This window comes from Nocardia bovistercoris (assembly GCF_015674855.1).
GTDB classification, from domain to species: Bacteria; Actinomycetota; Actinomycetes; order Mycobacteriales; family Mycobacteriaceae; genus Nocardia; species Nocardia bovistercoris.
This window is the reverse complement of the sequence record NZ_JADMLG010000001.1, coordinates 786,604-809,039: the sequence shown is the minus strand read 5'-3', so window position 1 is coordinate 809,039 and position 22,436 is coordinate 786,604. Positions and strand designations below refer to the sequence as shown.

Sequence of the window (22,436 nt, the reverse complement as noted above, 5' to 3'; positions counted from 1 at the left end):
AATGAAACTGATCACGGCAATCGTCAAACCGTTCACGCTCGAGGACGTCAAATCCGGCCTCGAACAGGCGGGCGTGCTCGGTATGACGGTCAGCGAGGTACAGGGCTACGGGCGGCAGAAAGGCCACACCGAGGTCTATCGCGGCGCCGAGTACTCCGTCGATTTCGTTCCCAAGGTCCGCGTGGAGGTCGTGGTGGACGACGCCTCGGTCGACAAGGTCGTCGAGGTGATCGTGGAGGCTTCGCGCACCGGCAAGATCGGTGACGGCAAGGTCTGGGTGACGCCGGTCGAGGCGATCATCCGGGTCAGAACCGGTGAACGCGGAACCGACGCCCTGTAATCAGCGCGCGCAAGACGGAAAATCGAATCGAGCGGCGGCCTCGCTCCCACCGGATTCCCCGGTCGGGGCGGGGCCGCGGCATTGAATGGGCGGTGGGTCGTGGGCAACGAGCGTGACAGTGGCAGACAGCGGAACGACAGGGTCTCCAACGGGGCCGCGGACCTGGTCCGGGCACGGGAGCAATTACTCGACGGCGGGCTGCCCCGCAATCCTCGGCTCGATGCCGAATCATTGCGGTCGGCGCTGGTCGATCTCTACGAACTGTGGCTCACCAGCAAGGGAGCCGAACTCGGCATCGTGGCCGACAGCGGCCTGTCCGTGGTCGCCGTCGGTGGACTCGGGCGCCGGGAGATGCTGCCCTATTCGGATCTGGACCTGGTGCTGTTGCACGACAACGTCGATCCGACGCGGGTCGCCGAGGTCGCCGATCAGCTCTGGTATCCGCTGTGGGACGCGCACATCAAACTCGATCACAGCGTGCGGACCGTGCCGCAGGCGTTGCGCGTGGCGGGCGAGGACCTGATCGCCGCGCTCGGCATGCTGGAGGCCCGCCACATCGCGGGCGACGTGGAACTGAGCAATCTGCTCATCGGCGGCGTGCGACGGGAATGGCGAACCGGAATCAGAACGCGGTTCGACGAATTGATCGCCCAGGCGCACACCCGGTGGCAGCGCAGCGGCGAGATCGCGCACCGGGCCGAACCCGACCTGAAGAACGGTCGCGGCGGACTGCGCGACATCCAACTGCTCGACGCGCTCTCGATCGCCCAGCTCACCGACGCCATGCCAGGCCTCGGTCCCGATGTGCCGGGCGGCGGTCTGAAACACGCGCACCGCAGGCTGCTCGACGTGCGCACCGAACTGCACCGGGTCGCGGGCCGCACCCGCGACCAGCTGCGCGCCCAAGACGCGGACGAGATCGGCGCCGCGCTGCGCATCGGCGACCGTTTCGATCTCGCGCGCACCCTGAGCGATTCCGCGCGAACCGTCAGCTATTCCGTCGATGTCGGATTGCGCACCGCCGCCAACGCGCTGCCGCGCCGCGGGCTCGCGCGACTGCGCCGCATGCCGGTGCGTCGACCACTCGATGAGGGGGTGGTCGAGCACGGGGGGGAAGTGGTGTTGGCCCGGGACGCTCGCCCGCAGCGGGATCCGGGGCTCATACTGCGGGTGTCGGCGGCGTCGGCGCAGACAGGACTGCCGATGTCGGCCACCACCCTCAATCGCCTCTCCGAGGACGCTCCCGAACTGCGTGAACCGTGGCCGAAGGACGCGCTCAACGATCTGCTCGTGCTGCTCGGCTCGGGCCGAGGCGTCATCAACGCCGTCGAGGCGCTGGATCGCACCGGCCTGTGGGGGCGGCTGCTGCCGGAATGGGGCGCGGTGCGTGATCTGCCTCCGCGCGACGCCATCCACACCTGGACCGTCGATCGCCACCTCATGGAGACCGTCGCCTACGCGGGGGCCTTGAGCACCAGGGTCGCGCGGCCGGATCTGCTCATGCTCGGCGCGCTGCTGCACGATATCGGCAAGGGGCGCACCGGGGATCACAGCGTGGTCGGCGCGGAGCTGGCCACCCAGATCGGGCGCAGGCTCGGCCTGTGGCCCTCCGATGTGCGCACCCTCAGCGCCATCGTCCGCTACCACCTGCTGCTGCCCGACACCGCGACCCGCCGCGACCTGGCCGATCCCGAGACCGTGCAGCTCGTGGTCGACGCGCTCGACGGCGAGGTGCAACTGCTGGAACTGCTGCACACCCTGGCCGAGGCCGATTCGCTGGCCACCGGGCCCGGCGTCTGGGGCGAATGGAAATCTTCGCTGATCGGCGAGCTGGTGCGCCGCTGCCGCCTGGTGATGGCGGGCGATCCGCTGCCGACCCCCGAACCGATCGCGCCGGAATTGCTCGAGCAGGCCGCGGCGGGCGGCGTGCACGTCGACCTGCGCGCGGGCGAGGGCAAATACACCCACGTCGTGACGGTGATCGCTCCCGACGCCCCCGGCCTGCTCTCCGATGCCGCCGGGGTGCTCGCCCTGCATTCGCTGCGGGTGCTGTCCGCGTCGGTGGGCAGTGAAGGTTCGTCGGCGATCAACACCTTCGTGGTATCCCCGAAATTCGGCGACCCGCCGGATCCCGGACTGCTGCGCCAAGAGCTGATCCGGGCGAGCGCGGGCGAACTCGACCTGCCCGCTTTGCTGGCCAAACGGGAAAGGGAAGCGAGCGGGACGGCGCCGAGTCCGTACGCGAAGGCCCATCCGAAGGTGATCTGGTTCGACGGATCCGGCCCGGGCCAGGCGATTCTGGAACTGCGCGCCGAGGACCGGCTTGGTCTGCTCAGCAGACTGTCGGCGACCTTCGAGGCGGCCGAGGCGAATGTGCGCTGGGCCAAGGTGCTCACCATGGGCTCGGCTGTGGTCGATGTATTCGGCCTCGACCTGGGCCCGGGCGACGGGCCCGCGCGGCGCGAGGCGATCGAGAAGGCGGTTCTGGAGGTGGTGCCGCGTCCGGCCCCGAAGAAGCCGGAGGACGCCGACTCGACGGGAGCCGATCAGATTTCCTGATTGTTAACCGGATGACCGGTTCGCTCCTCGATCCCGTGGCATTACTGGTGGATCTGCCTAGAAATCAAACCGTTGCACATGATTCGCCGGAACGCCATGGCGGGCCACCGGACCGACCCTAATATCAGAGCGTCCGGCTATCGCGAGCACGAGGGGAGCGGTTCGGTTGGCAATCGAAGTTGTTTCTGCGCGCACGATGACCAGTGACGAGACGACCCACATGGCGCGCTGCGTCGGTGGTGACCGATGGGTCGTCTCCTGGCTGCCGGGTCGCACGTTGACCGGTAAGCAAGCGGTGACCGCCATGACCATTGCCACGACGGTCGCCACCCGCGAGATCGGCACCGACGCGGAATGGGCGCTGTTGGACGAGTTGGCCCTGCAACTGGGGTTGACCGGCCGCGAGGCCACGTTCATGGTGGCCGCGGAGAATCACGACTACCGCAGGACGGCGCGTCCGCGTCGCCGCGCCTTCGGCTGAGGGCGGCGCGGGCACCGGTTGCGCACGAGGGTGGACGATCCCATTACCCTGGGGACAATTACCTTTTCCGCTGAGCAGTGGATTATCCGGTAATCGAGTTGTCCACCCGGCCGGGTCTCCCGGCTGTCGTCCTCACGGACGTCCCCGAGATCAGGAGCGCGATCGGTGTTCGAATCCCTGTCCGACCGGCTTACCGGTGCCCTCAAGGATCTGCGCGGTAAGGGACGTCTGTCACCGGCCGATATCGACGCCACCTGCCGTGAGATCCGGCTCGCCCTGCTCGAGGCCGACGTCGCGCTCCCCGTGGTGCGCGGCTTCATCGCCAAGATCAAGGAGCGTGCCAAGGGCGCCGAGGTGTCCGGCGCGCTCAATCCGGCCCAGCAGGTCGTCAAGATCGTCAACGAGGAACTCGTCGGCATCCTCGGCGGCGAGACCCGCAGGCTGAGCCTGGCCAAGACCCCGCCGACGGTCGTCATGCTCGCGGGCCTGCAGGGTGCGGGTAAGACCACGCTGGCGGGCAAGCTCGCGCGATGGCTGAAGGGTCAGGGGCACCAGCCGTTGCTCGTGGCCTGCGACCTGCAACGCCCCGGCGCCGTCACCCAGCTGCAGGTGGTCGGTGAACGCGCGGGCGTGCCGGTCTTCGCCCCGCACCCCGGCACCTCGGTCGGCGGCGGCGAGAACCCGCTCGGCAGCACCGCCGCCGATCCGGTTGCGGTCGCGCGCGACGGTGTCGCCGAGGCCAAGGCCAAGCAGTACGACGTGGTCATCGTCGACACCGCGGGCCGTCTCGGCATCGACGAGACGCTGATGCGCCAAGCCGCGGGCATCCGCGACGCGGTCCAGCCGGACGAGACGCTGTTCGTGCTCGACGCCATGATCGGCCAGGACGCGGTCAGCACCGCCGAGGCGTTCCGTGACGGCGTCGGGTTCACCGGCGTTGTGCTCACCAAACTCGACGGCGACGCCCGAGGCGGTGCGGCGCTGTCGGTGCGCAATGTCACCGGCGCGCCCATCATGTTCGCCTCCACCGGTGAGAAGCTCGAGGATTTCGACGTCTTCCACCCGGACCGCATGGCCGGCCGCATTCTCGGCATGGGCGATGTGCTCACCCTCATCGAGCAGGCCGAACAGGTCTACGACGCGCAGCAGGCCGAGGAGGCCGCGCGCAAGATCGGCAGCGGCGAGCTCACGCTGGAGGACTTCCTCGACCAGATGCTCGCCATCCGCAAGCTCGGGCCGATCGGCAATCTGCTCGGCATGCTGCCCGGCGCCGGTCAGATGAAGGACGCCCTGGCACAGGTCGACGACAAGCAGCTGGACCGGGTGCAGGCCATCATCCGCGGCATGACCCCGGCCGAGCGCGAGAACCCGAAGATCATCAACGCCTCCCGGCGGCTGCGCATCGCCAACGGTTCCGGTGTCCAGGTCTCCGAGGTCAATCAGCTGGTCGACCGGTTCTTCGAGGCCAAGAAGATGATGGCGGCGATGGGGCGTCAGATGGGGATGCCCGGTTCGCGGCGCGCCAACAACCGCAAGGGAAAGAAGGGCAAGAAGGGCGGTCGCGGGCCGACACCGCCGAAGGTGCGCGGCGGCTTCCCGGGCATGCCCGCAGGCATGCCGGGCCTGCCGCCCGGCATGGACCTCTCGAACATGCCCCCCGGACTCGACGAACTCCCCCCCGGCCTCGAGGGCTTCGACCTGAGCAAACTGAAGTTCCCCAAGAACTAGGCAATCCCCGGCATGGTTCGCGGTGAGACATGAAGGGCCGCGAACCCGCGTCGCCGAAGGCGACGCAAGAAGACACAGCAGGGGAGCATCGGGATCCGCGCCGCGCGGTAGGTTGGGGCCAGTCGAGGCTCCGGGAGGTTGGTGTGCGGCTGCGTGGTGTGGTGCTTCCTCACGACGAGGTGCTCGAGCTGTGGGTTCGTGACGGCTCGGTGTCGTTCGAGCCGGTGGCAGGCGCCGACACCCTGTGCGATTCGGGATGGATCGTGCCCGGTCTGGTCGACGCGCACTGTCACGTCGGCATCCGCTACGGCGGCGGCCACGAGGATCGCGACGGCGCGGTCGCGCAGGCCGAGACCGAGCGTGACGCGGGCGCGCTGCTGCTGCGCGACGCCGGATCCCCGATCGACACCAGATTCATCGACGACCGCGAGGACCTGCCGCGCATCATCCGCGCGGGTCGTCACATCGCCCGCCCGAAACGCTACATCCGGGAACTCGGCATCGAACTCGATGACGAGCGCGACCTGCCCGAGATCGTGGCCGAACAGGCCCGCCTCGGCGACGGCTGGGTCAAGATCGTCGGCGACTGGATCGACCGGTCCGTGGGCGATCTGCGCCCGCTGTGGAGCGACGCGATCCTGAAGGAAGCCATCGACGCCGCCCACGCCAACGGGGCCCGCGTCACCGCGCACGTCTTCGGCGAGGACGCGCTACCGGGCCTGATCGCCGCGGGCATCGACTGCATCGAGCACGGCACCGGTCTCACCGACGACACCGTCGAGATGATGGTCGAACACGGCACCGCACTCGTCCCGACCCTCGTCAACATCGACACCTTCCCCGACATCGCCGCGGGCGCCGACAAGTACCCGGTCTACCAGGCCCACATGCGCGACCTGCACCGCCGCGTCCGCGACACCGTCGCCTCGGCCCATGCCGCAGGCATCCCCATCTACGCGGGCACCGACGCGGGCGGTTCCATCCGGCACGGCCGCATCGCCGACGAGATCGCAGCTCTCACCGCCGCCGGTCTGTCCTCCCACGACGCCCTCGGCGCAGCCTCATGGAACGCCCGCACCTGGCTCGGCCGTCCCGGCATCACCCACGGCGCCCCCGCCGACTTCGTCGTCTACGACGAGGACCCGAGAACCACCCCCGCCATCCTCACCACCCCCCGCCACGTAGTCCTGCGCGGCCGCGTCGTCAGCAGTGGCCCGGTTACCGGTCACCGCTGATCGGGGAACCTTCGAGTCCCGCCGGAACCAGCGAGAGCTGGCACAATAGTGACACGCTATAGATTTGCAACATTGGATCGCATTAGTGTTCTTGCTGGTCCGGCTTTGGTGTCTGGAGTTGCGATCTGTGTTCTAATCCAGCAAGAGGTGGCCGTACGCGACGGGGAGATCGGGCGGTAATGACGATGAGTGCCGAGGTTGCGATGCTTCATTCGCTGGGACCGACAAGCGTGAACGACTGGCTTGCTGAACCGCAGCCGTCGGATGGATCTCGACTCGAATTGATTCTGGGGTACCTCTACATGACGCCTGCGCCCGGTGGGCCGCATCAGTTCGCGGCGGGGGAGCTGTTCGCCGTTCTGCGTGACGCTATTCGCGCGTCGAAACGTGCTGACCTTCTTGCTTTGCCCGCGGTTGGTGTGCGGATCAGCACTGGGTTCCGTACTGCGGTGATACCGGATGTCGTGGTGGTACATGGCGGATTCAACCGCACCAGCTTTGCGGCGAGCGATCTGGAACTCGCTGTGGAAGTTTGGTCACCGGGCAATACCAGAGAGGAACGTGACACCAAGATATCCGGGTACGCGAGTGCGCGAGTGCCCTACCTGTGGGTAGTCGAGCTGCCCGACGGAAAACCCGCGCGGTTCGAGGGCTATCGACTCGACGAAGAGGGTTACCGTCAGGAAGTTTTCGCCACCGCGGGCGAGGTAGTGGTAGCACCGGGTCCTGTGCCGGTGGAAATCGATACCTCGACTCTCACGTAGTGCTACACCGGCTTTGCATCCCGCGATGAATCCGCGACGCCGAGCACGTCCGCATAGGTAGGAGGACGACTCGACATGGAGGATTGCGGATGCGGGATCTTGTGGTTACTCAGAACATCACGATCGACGGTGTGATCGACGCGAGCGGGGGATGGTTCACCGTCGGGAACGACGCGGTCGCGGACGATTCGGACATCATCGAGACGTTGATGGAGCACACCGAGCGCTGCGACGCGGTGTTGTTCGGGCGGGTGACCTTCGAGGAGATGCGCGGGTACTGGCCCGAGCAGACCGAGGACGAGACCGGGATCACCGATGACCTGAATCGGATGACGAAATATGTGGTGTCCGGGTCGATGGGGGACCCGGGCTGGCAGAACTCGATCGTGCTGCGCGATCTCGAACAGGTGCGTGCGCTCAAGGAACAACCGGGGCTGGATATCGTGAGTACGGGCAGCATCACCCTGGTTCATTCCTTGATCGCGGCAGGATTGGTGGACGAGTTCCGGCTGTTCGTCTATCCGGTCGTCCTGGGGAAGGGGGCGAAGTTGTTCACCGACGGCGTCGAGGTGCCCGCCCTGCGGTTGACCGAGACCAGGCGGTTCCGTTCCGGAGTGGTGTTGTTGCGATACCGGGCGGCGTAGCGACGCGATTTCGGATCGGCGCGGGGTGTCTGGCACAATGAACCACCGTCCGTTCAGGACAGTGTCAGCCCGTCTCCGGTCACGGACCGCGCGGCGGTCACACACTCCAAGCGTGAAACCGGGCTCGCAGACCGTGCGAGTCGCTGAATCGCGTCGTGACCAACCACTGGAAAGAGGCAGATCAGCATGGCTGTTCGCATCAAGCTCACCCGCCTGGGCAAGATCCGCAACCCGCAGTACCGCGTCGTCGTCGCGGACGCCCGCACCCGTCGTGACGGCCGGGCCATCGAGTCCATCGGCAAGTACCACCCCAAGGAAGAGCCTTCGCTCATCGAGATCGATTCCGAGCGCGTCCAGTACTGGCTCGGTGTCGGCGCGCAGCCCACCGAGCCCGTGCAGCGCCTGCTGGAGATCACCGGTGACTGGCAGAAGTTCAAGGGCCTGCCGGGCGCCGAGGGCACGCTGAAGGTGAAGGCCGCCAAGCCGTCCAAGCTCGACCTCTTCAACGCCGCGCTGGCCGCCGCCGACAACGAGCCGGTCGCCGAGGCCGTCACCCCGAAGAAGAAGGCCGCCAAGAAGGACGAGGCCGAGGCGTCCGCCGAGACCGCGGCTGCCGAGTAGATGAGCGCCGTCGTCGCCGATGCCGTCGAACATCTGGTTCGCGGCATCGTCGCCAACCCCGACGATGTCCGCGTGGAGTTGATCACCGGACGCCGCGGCCGCACGGTCGAGGTGCACGTGCACCCCGAGGACCTGGGTAAGGTCATCGGCCGCGGCGGTCGCACCGCCACCGCGCTGCGCACATTGGTCGCGGGTATCGGCGGGCGCGGTATCCGGGTCGACGTGGTCGACACCGATCAGTAGATGGAACTCGTCGTAGGGCGGGTCGCCAAGTCGCACGGTGTGCGCGGCGAACTCGTGGTCGAGGTCCGCACCGACGAGCCCGAGGAACGTTTCGCGCCGGGCGTCACCCTGCGGGGGCGCCCGGCGCGCTCGACTGCCGCTGTGAAGTCTGTGACGGCTGTGACCTCTTCGGAGATCCGCGAGTTCGTGATCGAGTCCGCCCGCGAACATTCGGGCCGACTGCTGGTCGTCTTGGCCGGTGTCACCGATCGCGGCGCCGCCGACGCCCTGCGCGGGATGTTGTTCTTCGTGGACAGCGCGGATCTGCCGCCGTCGGAGGATCCCGACGAGTTCTACGATCACGAACTCGAAGGTCTCGCGGTGCATCTCACCGACGGCACGGCTGTCGGCACCGTGATCCAGATCCTGCACTCCGCCGCGGGTGAGCTGCTTTCGGTGCGCGCCGTCGAGGACGGGCGTGAACTGCTCATCCCGTTCGTGAAGGCCATCGTGCCGACGGTGTCGTTGGATCAGCGCATCGTCGTCATCGATCCCCCCGAGGGTCTGCTCGACCCGGAATAGCAGGAGGGGCGGATGAGGATCGATGTCGTCACCATTTTCCCGGAGTATCTCGAGCCGCTGCGCACCGCGCTGCTCGGCAAGGCCATCGACAAGGGCCTGATCTCCGTTGCCGTGCACGATCTGCGGGACTGGACCCACGACGTGCACAAATCCGTGGACGATTCCCCGTACGGCGGCGGACCGGGCATGGTCATGAAGCCCACGGTGTGGGGCGACGCGCTCGACGCGGTGTGCCCAGCGGACGCCCTGCTCGTGGTGCCGACCCCCGCGGGCGTTCCGTTCACCCAGGCCACCGCACAGCGCTGGGCGCGGGAGCGGCACATCGTGTTCGCGTGCGGCCGCTACGAGGGCATCGATCAGCGGGTATTCGACGACGCCGCGCGCCGGGTGCGGGTCGAGGAGGTCAGCATCGGTGACTACGTGCTGATCGGCGGCGAGGCCGCCGTGTTGGTGATGACGGAGGCTTTCGTCCGCTTGATTCCGGGCGTGCTCGGCAATCAGCAATCCCACCAAGAGGATTCGTTCTCCGACGGACTCCTCGAGGGCCCGAGCTACACCCGACCGGTGAGCTGGCGCGGTCTGGACGTACCGCCGATCCTGCTGTCCGGCGACCACGCCAAGGTCGCCGCCTGGCGGCACGAGCGATCCCTCGAACGCACTCGCCTGCGTCGCCCGGACCTGCTGGACGACTCCGCCTGACACCCGTATCGGCTTGCGCCCCAACGTATGCGGTGTTGCGGATGCCCGTGGCGATCGTGTCGTTCCCGGTGCTGCGCGCGGTCCGGCGACACGGGGCGCATCCGTAGCCGGCCGGCCACCGCCGCTGACCATCCGCGAGACCCGTCGGGCGGCCGAACACGTGTTGCCGGGCGCGGTATCCGACGTCACCTGCTGCTCCGGTATTCGATCGTGTGGACGAAACCGTTGTAGCGGTGGGAGAACGAGTTCGCGGCGATGGGTTCGCGCCGGTCCGGGGCGCCGGTCGGCGGGGGCATTCACCCGGGTGTCGGTCACCTGTCAGCGGACAGAGGTAGTGTCTGGCAGGTGACGACAGCGCCCGAGATCGCCAGTTCGGCGACGAACCCCGATACGACCGCCGCTGCGGCGCCCGCACCGCTGCTCGGCGTCGGCCGCCGCATCGCCGAGGAACTCGGTGTGCGCGAGAGTCAGGTCACCGCCGCCGTCGAACTACTCGACGCGGGTTCGACGGTGCCTTTCGTCGCGCGCTACCGCAAAGAGGTCACCGGCGGCCTCGATGACGCGCAGCTGCGCCAACTCGACGAACGCCTGCACTATCTGCGCGAACTCGACGAGCGCCGCGGCGTCGTCATCGAATCCATCAGGAGCCAGGGCAAACTCGACGACGCGCTGCTCGGGCAGTTGATGACGGCCGAGACCAAGGCCCGCCTCGAGGACATCTACCTGCCGTACAAGCCCAAGCGGCGCACCAAGGCCCAGATCGCGCGCGAGGCCGGTCACGAGCCCGTCGCCGACGCGCTGCTCGGGGATCCGAGCACCGATCCGGGCGGGTACACCTCCGAACAGCTCGAAGGCGCCCGCGCGATCCTCGTCGAGCGCTTCGCTGAGGACGCCGACCTGGTCGGCGAACTCCGCGAACTCATGTGGAATCGCGGCCAGGTCAGCTCATCGGTCCGCGCGGGCAAGGAGGAGGCGGGCGCGAAGTTCGCCGACTACTTCGAATTCAGCGAGTCTTTCGACACCCTGCCCTCCCACCGCATTCTCGCGCTGCTGCGCGGGGAGAAGGAGGAGGTGCTGTCGTTGCAGCTCGAACCGGACGCCGAGGAGCCGGAACCGGGCGAGCGCACGATCTACGAGGGCCGTATCGCGGTCCGCTTCGGCATCGCCGAGCAGGGCCGCCCTGCCGACGGCTGGCTGCTCGACACGGTGCGTTGGGCGTGGCGCACCAAATTGCAGGTGAGTCTGGGCATCGACACCAGGATGCGGCTGCGCCAGGCCGCGGAGAAGGACGCCGTCGACGTCTTCGCGGCGAATCTGCGCGATCTGTTGCTCGCCGCCCCCGCGGGCACTCGCACCACCATGGGCCTCGACCCCGGCTACCGCACGGGCGTGAAGGTCGCGGTGGTCGACGCCACCGGCAAGGCGGTCGCCACCGAGGTCATCTACCCGCACAAACCGCAGGGACAGACCGAGAAATCCCTCGCCGTGCTCGGCGCGCTGGTCGCGCGGTTCGGCGTGGAACTCATCGCCATCGGCAACGGCACCGCCTCGCGGGAAACCGACGCGTTGGCCACCGAACTGATCTCGCGCATCCCGGAGCACAAGCCAACCAAGATCGTGGTGTCGGAGGCGGGCGCCTCGGTGTACTCCGCGTCCGCGTACGCCTCGCAGGAACTTCCGGATATGGACGTGTCGCTGCGCGGCGCGGTGTCGATCGCGCGGCGGCTCCAGGATCCGCTGGCCGAACTCGTGAAGATCGATCCGAAGTCCATCGGCGTCGGCCAGTACCAGCACGACGTGTCCGAAACGCTGCTCGCCCGCTCGCTGGGCGCGGTGGTCGAGGACGCCGTGAACGCGGTCGGCGTCGACGTGAACACCGCATCGGTGCCGCTGCTGTCGCGGGTGTCCGGCATCGCCGGGTCGGTCGCGGAGAGCATTGTCGCCCACCGTGATCAGAACGGCCCGTTCCGCAGCCGCAGCGCGTTGCTGAGCGTGCCGCGCCTCGGCCCGAAGGCATTCGAACAGTGCGCGGGCTTCCTGCGCATCCGCGAGGGTGAGGATCCGCTGGACACCTCCGCCGTGCACCCCGAGGCATATCCGGTGGTGCGCCGCATCCTGGAACGCACCGGCCTGCCGATCACCGATCTGATCGGCGACACCGCGGCCCTGCGCGCCCTGCGTCCGGCCGATTTCACCGACGAGACCTTCGGCGTGCCGACCGTCACCGACATCATCGCCGAGCTGGAGAAGCCGGGTCGCGACCCGCGCCCCGAGTTCAAGACGGCGGAATTCGCCGCGGGCGTGGAGAAGGTCGCCGACCTCGAGCCGGGCATGGTGCTCGAGGGCGTGGTCACCAATGTGGCCGCCTTCGGCGCCTTCGTCGATGTCGGCGTGCACCAGGACGGGTTGGTGCACGTGTCGGCGATGTCGCACAACTTCGTCAAGGACCCTCGCGAGATCGTCAAGTCCGGCGATGTCGTGCGGGTGAAGGTGCTCGAGGTCGATGTCGCGCGTCAGCGCATCGGTCTGAGCCTGCGTCTTGACGACGAGCCCGGCGCCGCCAACAAGTCCGGCGGCAATCGCGGTCAGGGTGGGCGCGGTCAGGGTGGCGGTGGTCAGGGCGGCGCTCAGGCGGGCGACCGGCAACGTCAGGGCGGCGGTCAGGGCAGGCAGCAAGGTCGTGGTCAGGGCCAGGGGCGCGGTCAGGGACAGGGCCAGGGGCAGGGACGCAACCAGGGCAATCAGCGTCGTTCGGCCCCCGCCCCGACCGGTTCGATGGCGGACGCCCTGCGGAGGGCGGGCTTCGGTAAGTAGCCGCGTACGACGAGCGAAGGGGGCCCGAGGCCATGCGCAGGTGGCTCGAGGAGGATGTGATCGCGCAGGGCCGCCTGCCGCTGCTGTGCTTCCTGCTCGGGTTCATCGTCGGCTTCCTGTTCATCAGGCTCAGCGTGCGCCTGATCCGCAAGAAGGTGCGCTGGTGGCCGGGCAATCTGCGCGCGGGCGACGTGCACGTGCACCACATGGTGTTCGGCGTGATCCTCGTGCTCGGGTCCGGCCTCGGCATGGTCGCGGTGTACGACACGGCCGACAATCTCACCGCGAGTCTGCTCGCCGCGGCCTTCGGCGTCGGCGCGGCCCTTGTCCTCGACGAGTTCGCGCTGATCTATTACCTGCGCGACGTCTACTGGGAGGAACAGGGCCGCACCTCGGTCGACGCGGTTTTCGTCGCGCTCGCGGTGACGGGGTTGCTGCTGCTCGGATTCCATCCGCTGTCGCTGCTGGAGATCAACGATTTCCGCAGTTCGATGGGTACCGAGGCGCGCACCGTGGTGAGCGCGTTCGCGGTGGTGAACCTGATGCTCGCGGCGATCGTCATCGCCAAGGGCAAGATCTGGACCGGGCTGTTCGGCATGTTCTTCCCGCCGCTGCTCATCATCGGCGCGCTGCGGTTGAGCCGACCCGGAGCGCCGTGGGCGCGCTGGCGCTACGCCGAGCGCCGCAGGCTGATGTACCGCGCGATCGTGCGCGAGCGCCGCTACCGTCGGCCGGTCATCCGCGCCAAGATCTTCATCCAGGATCTGATCGCCGGAAAGCCCGACGTCGAGCACATTCGCGCCGCCGCCGAGGCCGAACTCACCAGGAAGGTGGTGCCCGCGCCGCCATCCCCGCATCCGCATCACCTGCCATGGGAGCGCAAGGCCGACTCCTGAGCCGCCGCGTTCACGGGTGTGCGCGGGTCGATTTTTCCTGCGTGCGCCCGGTCTGGCACAATGCACAGGTTGCCCCCGGCGCGTGTCGGCCGCGGGAGCACCCCTATTCGGAGCATGAACCGGCCGCGCACCCAGTGCCGCCAGGGTCCTCTGTTCGCGCACACATCAGAAGGATGGACATGAACACCCTCGATTTCCTTGATGAGAAGTCGCTGCGCAGCGACGTCCCCGACTTCCGGCCGGGTGACACCCTGAATGTGCACGTGAAGGTCATCGAAGGCTCGAAGGAGCGCATCCAGCTCTTCAAGGGCGTCGTCATCCGGCGCCAGGGCGGCGGCGTCCGCGAGACCTTCACCGTCCGCAAGGTGTCCTTCGGCGTCGGTGTGGAGCGCACCTTCCCGGTGCACACCCCCAATATCGACCGCATCGAGGTCGTTACCCGCGGTGACGTCCGCCGGGCCAAGCTGTACTACCTGCGCGATCTGCGCGGCAAGGCCGCCAAGATCAAGGAAAAGCGCTGACCGTCGCGTCCTGACGGCCCGCGTGTTCCGCACGCGGTTCGATCGGCGACGCCGCGAAAGTTCTTCGTAGCCCGGCACCGGACGCCATGTCACGGTGTCGGGCTACTCTGTTCGGCGTGGCAGACGAAAGTGGGTCGGTGGCGATGTCCGGGTCGGACGACGAGCGGGCGGCGGGCGGTCGCCGTGGGCGGCGCCAGAAGAAGGCCAAGAAGCAGCGCCCCTTCTGGCAGGAGTTGCCGATCCTCATCGTGATCGCGGGGGTGATCGCCGCACTGATGGTGAGTTTCGTCGGGCGGCCGTACGTGATCCCTTCCCAGTCCATGGAACCCACGCTGCACGGCTGCACCGGCTGCACCGGCGATCGCATCTACGTCGAGAAACTCAGCTCGTATTGGAGCGATCCCGAACCCGGTGACGTGGTGGTGTTCGTCGGCCCGCCCTCCTGGAACACCCGCTACCAGTCGATTCGCTCGGAGAACACGATCGTGCGCGGGGTGCAGAACTTCTTCTCCTTCTTCGGCTTGGTCCCGCCCGACGAGAACGACCTGGTCAAGCGGGTGATCGCGGTGGGCGGTCAGACCGTGCAGTGCTGTGACGCCGAGGGCAGGATTCTGGTCGACGGCAAACCGCTGGACGAGCCGTACGTCCAGAACGACTACAAGTGGGTTTCCGGACAGCAGAACGCCACCTACCCCGGCGGCCGGGTCTTCGGTCCGATCAAGGTGCCCGATGGCAACTTGTGGGTGATGGGCGACAACCGCAACCAGTCGGCCGATTCCCGCGCCCACGTCGGCGATGAATTCCAGGGCACCGTGCCGGTGGACAACGTGCGCGGCAAGGCGGTGTTCAAGATCTGGCCGCCGAACCGGATCGGACCGATCAAATCCCAGGACCCCCAGACGAATTGACCGGTGCGGCGGCGGGATAATCGAACGGTGGCGCAGGGGCGAGTGGCTGTGATGTCGACCGGCGGGTGGCCGCCGCGCGTGGTGATGCGGCGCGCGGGCGGGCTGCGCACGCTGGAGGCCGCGCTGATCCGCAACGGCCTCGGCCCGGTTGCGGGCGTCGACGAGGCCGGTCGCGGCCCGTGCGCGGGTCCGCTGGTGATCGCGGCCTGCCTGCCGGCCCCGAAGGCGTACGACTCGCTGGCGGGCCTCGACGACTCCAAGAAGCTCACCGAAGCCACCCGCGAGGAACTGTTCCCGGTGATCACCCGCCTCGCGCTGGCCTACGCGGTGGTGGTGGTCCCGGCCTGGGAGATCGACGCCATCGGCATCCACGTCGCCAATATCGAAGGCATGCGCCGAGCCGTCGCCGGATTGGCGCACCCGCCGGGCTACGTGCTCACCGACGGATTCCGGGTGCCCGGCCTGCCGGTGCCGTCGCTGCCGGTGATCGGCGGCGACGCGACGGCGGCCTGTATCGCCGCCGCGAGCATCCTGGCGAAGGTCACCAGGGACCGGATCATGGTCGGGTTGGACGAGCGCCTGCCCGGCTACGGTTTCGCGGCCCACAAGGGCTACAACACGCCCGAACACACCGCCGCGCTGGAGCGTCTCGGCCCGAGCAGTGAGCACCGCAGATCCTGGCGCAATGTACGCGATGCGTCGGGTTCGTCGCCGCTGCCGAGCGCGGTCGCCGGTGTCGAGGCGGCGCGGGCCGAGGGCGTGCGGGACGGCCGAGTGGCTACCGACGCCGCCCATGCGAGATGATGTCCGCATACGACGCAGCGGCGTGCGTGACGGGCCCGGAGGAAAGTAGCAGGCTGTACACCCCTTGGCCCCGCGAATGTCGCACAACGAACGCAGTGCGGCGAGAAGGAGGACGTTCCACCCGATGAGTGCCGAGGACCTCGAGAAGTACGAAACCGAGATGGAACTCTCGCTGTATCGCGAGTACAAGGACATCGTCGGTCAGTTCTCGTACGTGGTGGAGACCGAGCGCCGCTTCTACCTGGCCAATTCCGTCGAACTGCGGCCGCAGAACGCCGACGGCGAGGTCTACTTCGAAGTGCGGATGAGCGACGCGTGGGTCTGGGACATGTACCGCCCGGCCCGCTTCGTCAAACATGTCAGGGTCATCACCTTCAAGGACGTCAATATCGAAGAGTTGGAGAAGCCGGACCTGCGGCTTCCCGAGTGAGCGGTGGCGGCGCGGCCGATGTTGTCCACAGTCGCGCCGTTATCCACAGGGCGGCTGTTCGCCCTGGTCGGCGCGGGTGAGTCGGTAGCGCCGGGACGCACCCTTTCGGGGTGGCAGACAACCAGGCGCTCGGCGCACAAGGGGAAGAGCTGGCGGCACAGTTCCTGAAAGCCGCCGGTATGGAAATCGTCGAGCGCAATTGGCGTTGCCGCTACGGCGAATTGGATCTGATCGCCCGCGACGGCGCGATCACCGCATTCGTCGAGGTCAAGACCCGTACCGGACTCGGTTTCGGCGTGCCGTCGGAATCGGTCACCGTCGCCAAGCAACGCCGTATCCGCACCACCGCGCTCACCTGGCTCACCCAGCAGAACGGCCCGTGGTGCCATATCAGGTTCGACGTCGTCGCGATTCTGCTGCGGCGCGGTCACCGGCCTGTCGTCGAACATTTCGCGGGGGTGTTCTGATGGCGCTCGGGCGTGCCTACTCGGTCGCGGTGACCGGCGTCGACGGCCAGTTGGTCGAGATCGAGGCCGATATCGGCCAGGGGCTGCCGTCGGTGAGCCTGGTCGGGTTGCCCGACACCGCGTTGCAGGAGTCACGCAACCGGGTGCGCTCGGCGGTGGCGAATACCGGCGAGAAATGGCCCGACGGCCGCGTCGTGCTGGCATTGAGTCCGGCCACGCTCCCGAAGGTGGGCAGCGTGTACGACCTCGCGCTGGCCGTCGCGGTGCTCGACGCGGCGGGCGCGGTACCCGCCGAGCGGCTCGCGCGCACCGTCATGCTCGGCGAACTCGCACTCGACGGCCGGGTCCGGCCGGTTCGCGGCGTGCTGCCCGCCGTACTCACCGCGCGCAACGCGGGCTGGTCCACGATCGTCGTGCCGGAATCGGCGCTAGCCGAGGCGGGACTGGTCGACGGAATCGAGGTCATCGGCGCCGACCGGCTGCGCTCGGTGATCGACTGGCTGCGCGGCGAAGGCGACCTGCTCACCCCGAGCCGAGTCGTACCCGACACGGAGCGGCCCGGCGGTGACCTGAGCGAGGTCGTCGGCCAGGACGAGGCCCGTTGGGCACTCGAGGTCGCCGCGGCAGGCGGGCACCACCTCCTGCTCACCGGCCCGCCGGGGATCGGCAAGACGATGCTGGCCCAGCGCCTGCCCGGCTTGCTGCCGCCGCTGAGCGAAACCGAATCGCTCGAGGTGACGGCCATTCACTCCATGGCGGGCGCGCTCGCGGGCGAGCACCCGCTCATCACCGCCCCGCCGTTCGTCGCCCCGCACCACTCGACCTCCGCCGCGGCCATGGTCGGCGGCGGATCGGGATCGGCGCGGCCGGGCGCGGTCAGCCGCGCGCACCGCGGCGTGCTCTTCCTCGACGAATGCGCCGAGATCGGGACGAAGGTCCTGGAGGCGTTGCGTACACCGCTGGAGGAGGGCGAGGTCCGCATCGCCCGCCGCGACGGCGTCGCGCGCTATCCGGCCCGTTTCCAACTCGTGCTCGCCGCGAATCCGTGTCCCTGCGCGTCCGCCAGGGAGGTCGACTGCATCTGCGCGCCGCTGGCCCGGCGTCGCTACCTGGGCAAACTATCCGGTCCGCTGCTCGACCGCATCGATATCTGGGTGCGTATGCACGGTCAGGACGGCGGGGCGTTCGCCGGCGGAACGGCCGAGAGCAGTGCGATGGTGCGCGAGCGGGTCGCGGCCGCTCGGTGCGCGGCGGTGCGGCGCTGGCAGGACTACGGGTGGACCACCAACGCCGAGGTGCCTGGCCATGCTCTGCGGCAACGGTTTCCGTTGCCGGAGGCGGCGATCGCTCCGGTCGAGTCCGCGCTGCGTCTCGGCCGGATGTCCGCGCGCGGCGCCGACCGGGCCATTCGGGTCGCCTGGACCATCTGCGACCTGCGCGAAGGTGAACTGCCGACCGCCGAGGATGTGCTGTTGGCGTTGAACTTCCGGCAGCGGGGTGCGCAATGAGCGGCGGTTGGGCGGAGGAGCCCGAGGACACCGTTCGGGAGTCCGCGTCGACCCCGCGGGCGCTGCCACAGGCAGCATCGGCCACCACCCGGGCGAGATCGACGGTCACGAGGGCCCCGGCGGGTCCGCCTGCGCTGCGGCGTGCCGCCGTACCCGAGGAAGTGACGGGATTGTTGCCGACAGTGGATCTGGATGCGCACCTCGAATTGCCACGGGGCGATCGTGGCCGTTCGATTGGCGACGTCACCTCGCCCGTACTCGTCGAACCGGACGGTGCGTCGGAAAGCGGGCGTCTGGCCGCTGTGCGTGCCGACGAGGACAGGCGTGCGGCCTGGGTGTATTTGTCGCGGGTGGTACTCGGACCCTGTGCACCACTGTCGGCACTGATCGAATCGGTGGGAGTGGTCGAGGCCGCGCGGGCCGTGCGGGAATGCGAATTGCCCGAGGCGTTGCGTGGCCCCACCGTGCAGCGTCGCGAGATCGATTGCGTGGAAAGTGATCTGGAAGCTGTGTGGCGCTGTGGTGGTCGCGTGGTCACACCGGATGACCCGGAGTGGCCCGCGTGGCGGATGCTCGGATTCACCACACTGCCGCGGCCCGATCCCGACGGTGCGGCGCCGCTGGTGCTGTGGGTGCGCGGACCGGGATCACTGGCGGATCTCACGGAGCGGGCGGTCGCGGTCGTGGGTGCGCGGTGCAGCACCGGATACGGCGACCGGGTCACCGGCGAGATCGCGGGGGATCTCGCCGCGCGCGGGCTCACCGTCGTCTCCGGCGCGGCCTTCGGGATCGACGCCATGGCCCATCGCGCCGCGCTCGCCGCGGGCGGTTCCACCGTCGCCGTGCTCGCGTGTGGCGTCGATCGCGCGTATCCGGCTCAGCACGAGCGGCTGCTCGCCGAGATCGCCGAAACCGGTCTCGTCGTGAGCGAGTACCCGCCGGGCACGCCCGCGCGCAAACATCAATTCCTGGAGAGGAATCGCGTCATCGCCGCGCTGTCGGACGGTGTCGTGGTAATCGAGGCGGGCATACGCAGCGGTGCGCGCAATACCGTGAAGTGGGCGCGTCGCCTCGGCAGGCCTGCCCTGGCAACCCCGGGACCGGTCACCTCCGCCGCGTCGGTGGGCTGTCACCGCATGATCCGCGATGAGGAAGCACTTCTGATCGCCGATGCCGAGAACGTGATCGACGAGTTGGGTCCGCTTCGCCTGTCGGTGGCGAGCGCGCCCGCTGTCGAGGAGCCGGTCGTGTCCGGCGATCCCGGCACGGTGCTCGCGGCCATGCCCGAGCGCGTCGACCACCTGCCGGTCGAACTCGCGGCCCGGACCGGGCTGCAACTGCCCGCGGTCCGCGCGGCGCTGACCACCCTCGAATTCGCGGGTCTGGTCGAGGAAGGGCGTTCCGGCTGGCGTCGCACGCCGCGGGGGCGGTCGTGAGGGGCGGCGCGGCGGCTTGCGCGGCGCGCCGGTCGCGGCGACGGTGGTCGGGTGCAGGATTTGCCCGAGGATTTGAGTGCGTTGGTGGACGAATACGGGCGGCATTTGCGGCTCGGGCGGAATCGATCGGCGCATACCGTGCGCGCCTATGTCGGGGACGCGCGGTCGCTGCTCGGGCATCTGTACGCGCGTTCGTCGGATTCGGCGGTCGGCGAACTGGATCTGGCCTTGCTGCGGTCGTGGTTGGCGGCGGAGTCGGCGAAGGGGGCCGCGCGCACCACCGTCGCGCGGCGCGCGTCCTCGGCGCGGACCTTCACCGCGTGGCTGACCGAGACCGGTCGGCTCGCCGTCGACCCCGGCCGCAGGCTCGGTTCGCCGAGTTCGCATCGCGTGCTGCCCTCGGTCCTCGGTACGGGGCAGGCGGTCGAGGCGATGGAGGCGGCGCGGTCGGGGGCGTCGCAGCAGGATCCGATGGCGCTGCGGGATCGACTGATCGTGGAACTGCTGTACTCGACCGGCATCCGTGTCGGGGAGCTGTGCGGACTCGATATCGAGGACGTGGACCGGGAGCGGCGACTGGTTCGGGTGCTCGGCAAGGGCAACAAGGAGCGCGCGGCGCCCTTCGGCGGGCCCGCCGAAGAGGCTGTGGACGGATGGTTGCGCTTCGGGCGGCCTGCCTTCGCGGTCGCCGAGTCGGGCCGTGCGCTGCTGTTGGGCAGGCGCGGCCGCAGACTCGACCAGCGCCAGGCCAGGACCGTGGTGCACGAGGTCGTCTCGGCCATTCCCGGCGCACCCGATCTGGGGCCGCACGGCCTTCGCCACAGCGCGGCCACCCACCTGCTCGAAGGCGGCGCCGACCTGCGGGTGGTGCAGGAACTGCTCGGGCACGCCAGCATGGCCACCACCCAGCTCTACACGCACGTCTCGATCGAACGGCTCAAGTCGGTGCACGACCAGGCGCATCCTCGGGCCTGAGCGATCCGTCCGGAATTCCGGCGCGGCGTCCGCCGACCTCGTATTCTGAAACAAGTTCTAGTTTCAGGAGGGTTCGTCGAGATGAGCACGCACACCGTCCTCGGTCGGGAAGTCGAGATGCCGGTGCGCATCAGGTCCGCGCGGGCGTTCATGGCGTCCTATCGCGTACCCGCGGATGCCGCGCAGCGGCTCATCGAGTACTCGGGCCTGCGGGTGCTGCGGCTGCCGCGCGAGCGGGCACTGTGCACGATCCTGTTCGTCGACTACATCGACGGCGACCTCGGCCCCTACAACGAATTCGGCGTGTCCTTCATGGTGCGCCACCACACCGAGACCGGCGGCGGCCGATTCCGCGACCTGCGTGCGCTCGCGACCGGGAAAGCGGGCGTATTCATCCATCACCTGCCCGTGGACGGCGAATTCACCCTCGCCGCCGGTCGCGAGATCTGGGGATTTCCCAAGATCATCGCCGACTTCCAGACCGACCACGAGGCGCCGGTGCGGCGCGGGACGCTGAGTCACGACGGATCGCTCATCGCGGACTTCTCGGTGCGGCCCGGCCTCGCCACCCCCGGCAGGCGCGGTGCGGGCACCTCCTTCGACGCCTACTCCCATATCGACGGCGTGACCCGGTGCACCACGTGGGAGATGGAGCCGTCCGGAATGCGCGCGCGACTCGGTGGCGCCGAACTGCGCCTCGGCGACCACCCGATCGCGAAGGAACTGGCCGCACTCGGCCTGCCGACCCGCGTGCCGATGACTTCGACCGTGGACCGCCTCGTCATGACGTTCCAGGACGCGACCGCGCTGTGACGGCGCCTTCCAGTGTTGCCACAAGGGCGTATCCGGCTGTGATCGAAGGGTTCTCGCCGAGTCGCGCGCCGAATATCGGGTGGATATCACACGGCGTCGATCATGGACGCTCCCATACCGTCCGGTTAGGCTGACGTAGCGGTTTGTTTGCCTCGTGACCACGACACCGACCAGGGCCGGGGAGGTCTCCGTGAATTCGCAGGATCGTTCACACGATGTGGAACGATCCTGCCGAGTGGGCGAATCACGTGGGTGTCGAGGCGCGGCGTCGGGGTCCGCGGCGGGAACCGGGGCGCTATGACATTGCCGACGCCCGGCGCCGAATCCGACGACGGTGAAGAGGACATCGACTACCGCTTCACCCTCGCCAACGAGCGCACCTTCCTGGCGTGGATGCGCACCTCGCTCGGTCTGCTCGCGGGCGGGGTCGCCGTCGAAACCCTGGTGCAGCCCTTCCACATGGCGGGACTGCGGCGGGCGGTCTCGATGAGCTGCCTGGTGCTCGCGGTCGTCGTCGCGGTCGGCGCGTACCTGCACTGGCGGCGCGTGCGCGCGGCCATGTACAGCGGCGAGTCGCTACCGGGGACGCTGCTGGTCCCGATTCTGTCGGTGGGTGTCACGGTGGTCGCGGTACTTGCCTGCGCGGCGGTGTTGCTGCGATGAACGCCGACACCGGGCTGGCCGCGCAGCGCACCGCACTGTCCTGGCGGCGGACCGCCATCGGCGCGGTGGCCGTCGGCCTGCTGTTCCTGCAACACGCGGTGGTCCTCGACACGCGCGCGGCTGTGTTGACCCCGCTCGTCGCGGCGGTCACCATGATCGCCCTCGGACTGTTGTGTTTCGTGCGCAATCGCCGCCTGCGGCGCGATCGGCGCGGCGCTCGATCCGCGCTCATCGCCACCACCGCGGCGGCGGTGGTGGTCGTCGCGGGCATGGCGGCGCTGGTCGGTTTCACGAATCCGAATTTCTGAAGGCGCACCGGACGTCTC

24 protein-coding genes are annotated in these 22,436 nt (G+C 68.6%); all 24 read left to right on the top strand.

Going from position 1 to position 22,436, the window contains the following annotated elements; genetic code table 11:
- The first annotated feature begins 1 nt into the window (after window position 1).
- The 24 genes from IT779_RS03725 (at window position 2) to IT779_RS03610 (ending at window position 22,418) form a co-directional block, all read left to right on the top strand.
- A complete protein-coding gene (locus tag IT779_RS03725) occupies window positions 2-340 on the top strand; it encodes a P-II family nitrogen regulator (protein ID WP_039799550.1) in 339 nt (112 codons plus the stop codon).
- A gap of 99 nt (window positions 341-439) precedes the next feature.
- Window positions 440-2,899, top strand: coding sequence for a [protein-PII] uridylyltransferase (locus IT779_RS03720; RefSeq protein WP_332838633.1), 2,460 nt, complete (start codon window positions 440-442; stop codon window positions 2,897-2,899).
- Between the two features lie 196 nt (window positions 2,900-3,095).
- Window positions 3,096-3,380: a hypothetical protein gene (locus IT779_RS03715; RefSeq protein ID WP_196147654.1), complete on the top strand. Its 285-nt coding sequence runs from the start codon at window positions 3,096-3,098 to the stop codon at window positions 3,378-3,380.
- 165 nt (window positions 3,381-3,545) lie between these two features.
- Entirely contained in the window at window positions 3,546-5,108 is a 1,563-nt protein-coding gene (gene ffh / locus IT779_RS03710) for a signal recognition particle protein (RefSeq protein ID WP_196147653.1), read from the top strand.
- Window positions 5,109-5,251: 143 nt separating this feature from the next.
- Window positions 5,252-6,343 (top strand): amidohydrolase family protein, encoded by a 1,092-nt coding sequence (locus IT779_RS03705; RefSeq protein WP_332838632.1) that lies wholly within the window; start codon window positions 5,252-5,254, stop codon window positions 6,341-6,343.
- Between the two features lie 179 nt (window positions 6,344-6,522).
- Window positions 6,523-7,107 carry a Uma2 family endonuclease gene (locus IT779_RS03700; protein ID WP_196147651.1) on the top strand — a complete coding sequence of 195 codons (585 nt, stop codon included), beginning with the start codon at window positions 6,523-6,525 and terminating at the stop codon, window positions 7,105-7,107.
- Between the two features lie 89 nt (window positions 7,108-7,196).
- On the top strand, window positions 7,197-7,751 hold the full coding sequence (locus IT779_RS03695; RefSeq protein ID WP_196147650.1) for a dihydrofolate reductase family protein: 555 nt from the start codon (window positions 7,197-7,199) through the stop codon (window positions 7,749-7,751).
- Between the two features lie 186 nt (window positions 7,752-7,937).
- Window positions 7,938-8,372, top strand: coding sequence for a 30S ribosomal protein S16 (rpsP, locus tag IT779_RS03690; RefSeq protein WP_196147649.1), 435 nt, complete (start codon window positions 7,938-7,940; stop codon window positions 8,370-8,372).
- Window positions 8,373-8,615, top strand: a complete 243-nt coding sequence (locus IT779_RS03685; RefSeq protein ID WP_067782143.1) for an RNA-binding protein — start codon at window positions 8,373-8,375, stop codon at window positions 8,613-8,615.
- Window positions 8,616-9,176, top strand: a complete 561-nt coding sequence (gene rimM, locus IT779_RS03680; protein ID WP_196147648.1) for a ribosome maturation factor RimM — start codon at window positions 8,616-8,618, stop codon at window positions 9,174-9,176.
- A gap of 12 nt (window positions 9,177-9,188) precedes the next feature.
- On the top strand, window positions 9,189-9,875 hold the full coding sequence (gene trmD / locus IT779_RS03675) for a tRNA (guanosine(37)-N1)-methyltransferase TrmD (protein WP_196147647.1): 687 nt from the start codon (window positions 9,189-9,191) through the stop codon (window positions 9,873-9,875).
- A 345-nt stretch (window positions 9,876-10,220) separates the two neighbouring features.
- The gene (locus IT779_RS03670; protein ID WP_408637711.1) at window positions 10,221-12,689 is read left to right on the top strand and encodes a Tex family protein; all 2,469 of its coding nucleotides are present in this window, start codon (window positions 10,221-10,223) and stop codon (window positions 12,687-12,689) included.
- A 32-nt stretch (window positions 12,690-12,721) separates the two neighbouring features.
- On the top strand, window positions 12,722-13,585 hold the full coding sequence (locus tag IT779_RS03665) for a hypothetical protein (protein ID WP_196147646.1): 864 nt from the start codon (window positions 12,722-12,724) through the stop codon (window positions 13,583-13,585).
- Window positions 13,586-13,764: 179 nt separating this feature from the next.
- Window positions 13,765-14,106, top strand: coding sequence for a 50S ribosomal protein L19 (gene rplS, locus IT779_RS03660; protein WP_196147645.1), 342 nt, complete (start codon window positions 13,765-13,767; stop codon window positions 14,104-14,106).
- A 143-nt stretch (window positions 14,107-14,249) separates the two neighbouring features.
- Window positions 14,250-15,014 (top strand): signal peptidase I, encoded by a 765-nt coding sequence (lepB, locus tag IT779_RS03655; protein ID WP_196147815.1) that lies wholly within the window; start codon window positions 14,250-14,252, stop codon window positions 15,012-15,014.
- Between the two features lie 51 nt (window positions 15,015-15,065).
- Window positions 15,066-15,818 carry a ribonuclease HII gene (locus tag IT779_RS03650; RefSeq protein ID WP_196147814.1) on the top strand — a complete coding sequence of 251 codons (753 nt, stop codon included), beginning with the start codon at window positions 15,066-15,068 and terminating at the stop codon, window positions 15,816-15,818.
- 124 nt (window positions 15,819-15,942) lie between these two features.
- Complete coding sequence (locus tag IT779_RS03645) at window positions 15,943-16,248, top strand: DUF2469 domain-containing protein (RefSeq protein WP_011210678.1); 306 nt, start codon at window positions 15,943-15,945, stop codon at window positions 16,246-16,248.
- Window positions 16,249-16,358: 110 nt separating this feature from the next.
- Entirely contained in the window at window positions 16,359-16,715 is a 357-nt protein-coding gene (locus tag IT779_RS03640) for a YraN family protein (protein ID WP_196147644.1), read from the top strand.
- Entirely contained in the window at window positions 16,715-18,223 is a 1,509-nt protein-coding gene (locus IT779_RS03635; protein WP_196147643.1) for a YifB family Mg chelatase-like AAA ATPase, read from the top strand. Before IT779_RS03640 ends, IT779_RS03635 begins: the two co-directional genes overlap by 1 nt.
- A 302-nt stretch (window positions 18,224-18,525) precedes the next feature.
- On the top strand, window positions 18,526-19,659 hold the full coding sequence (dprA, locus tag IT779_RS03630) for a DNA-processing protein DprA (protein ID WP_332838647.1): 1,134 nt from the start codon (window positions 18,526-18,528) through the stop codon (window positions 19,657-19,659).
- 51 nt (window positions 19,660-19,710) lie between these two features.
- A complete protein-coding gene (locus tag IT779_RS03625) occupies window positions 19,711-20,634 on the top strand; it encodes a tyrosine recombinase XerC (protein WP_196147641.1) in 924 nt (307 codons plus the stop codon).
- Window positions 20,635-20,715: 81 nt separating this feature from the next.
- The gene (locus tag IT779_RS03620) at window positions 20,716-21,447 is read left to right on the top strand and encodes an acetoacetate decarboxylase family protein (RefSeq protein ID WP_196147640.1); all 732 of its coding nucleotides are present in this window, start codon (window positions 20,716-20,718) and stop codon (window positions 21,445-21,447) included.
- 297 nt (window positions 21,448-21,744) lie between these two features.
- Window positions 21,745-22,110 (top strand): YidH family protein, encoded by a 366-nt coding sequence (locus IT779_RS03615; RefSeq protein WP_196147639.1) that lies wholly within the window; start codon window positions 21,745-21,747, stop codon window positions 22,108-22,110.
- Window positions 22,107-22,418, top strand: coding sequence for a DUF202 domain-containing protein (locus tag IT779_RS03610; RefSeq protein ID WP_196147638.1), 312 nt, complete (start codon window positions 22,107-22,109; stop codon window positions 22,416-22,418). The genes IT779_RS03615 and IT779_RS03610 overlap by 4 nt, the downstream gene beginning before the upstream one ends.
- Window positions 22,419-22,436: the final 18 nt, after the last annotated feature.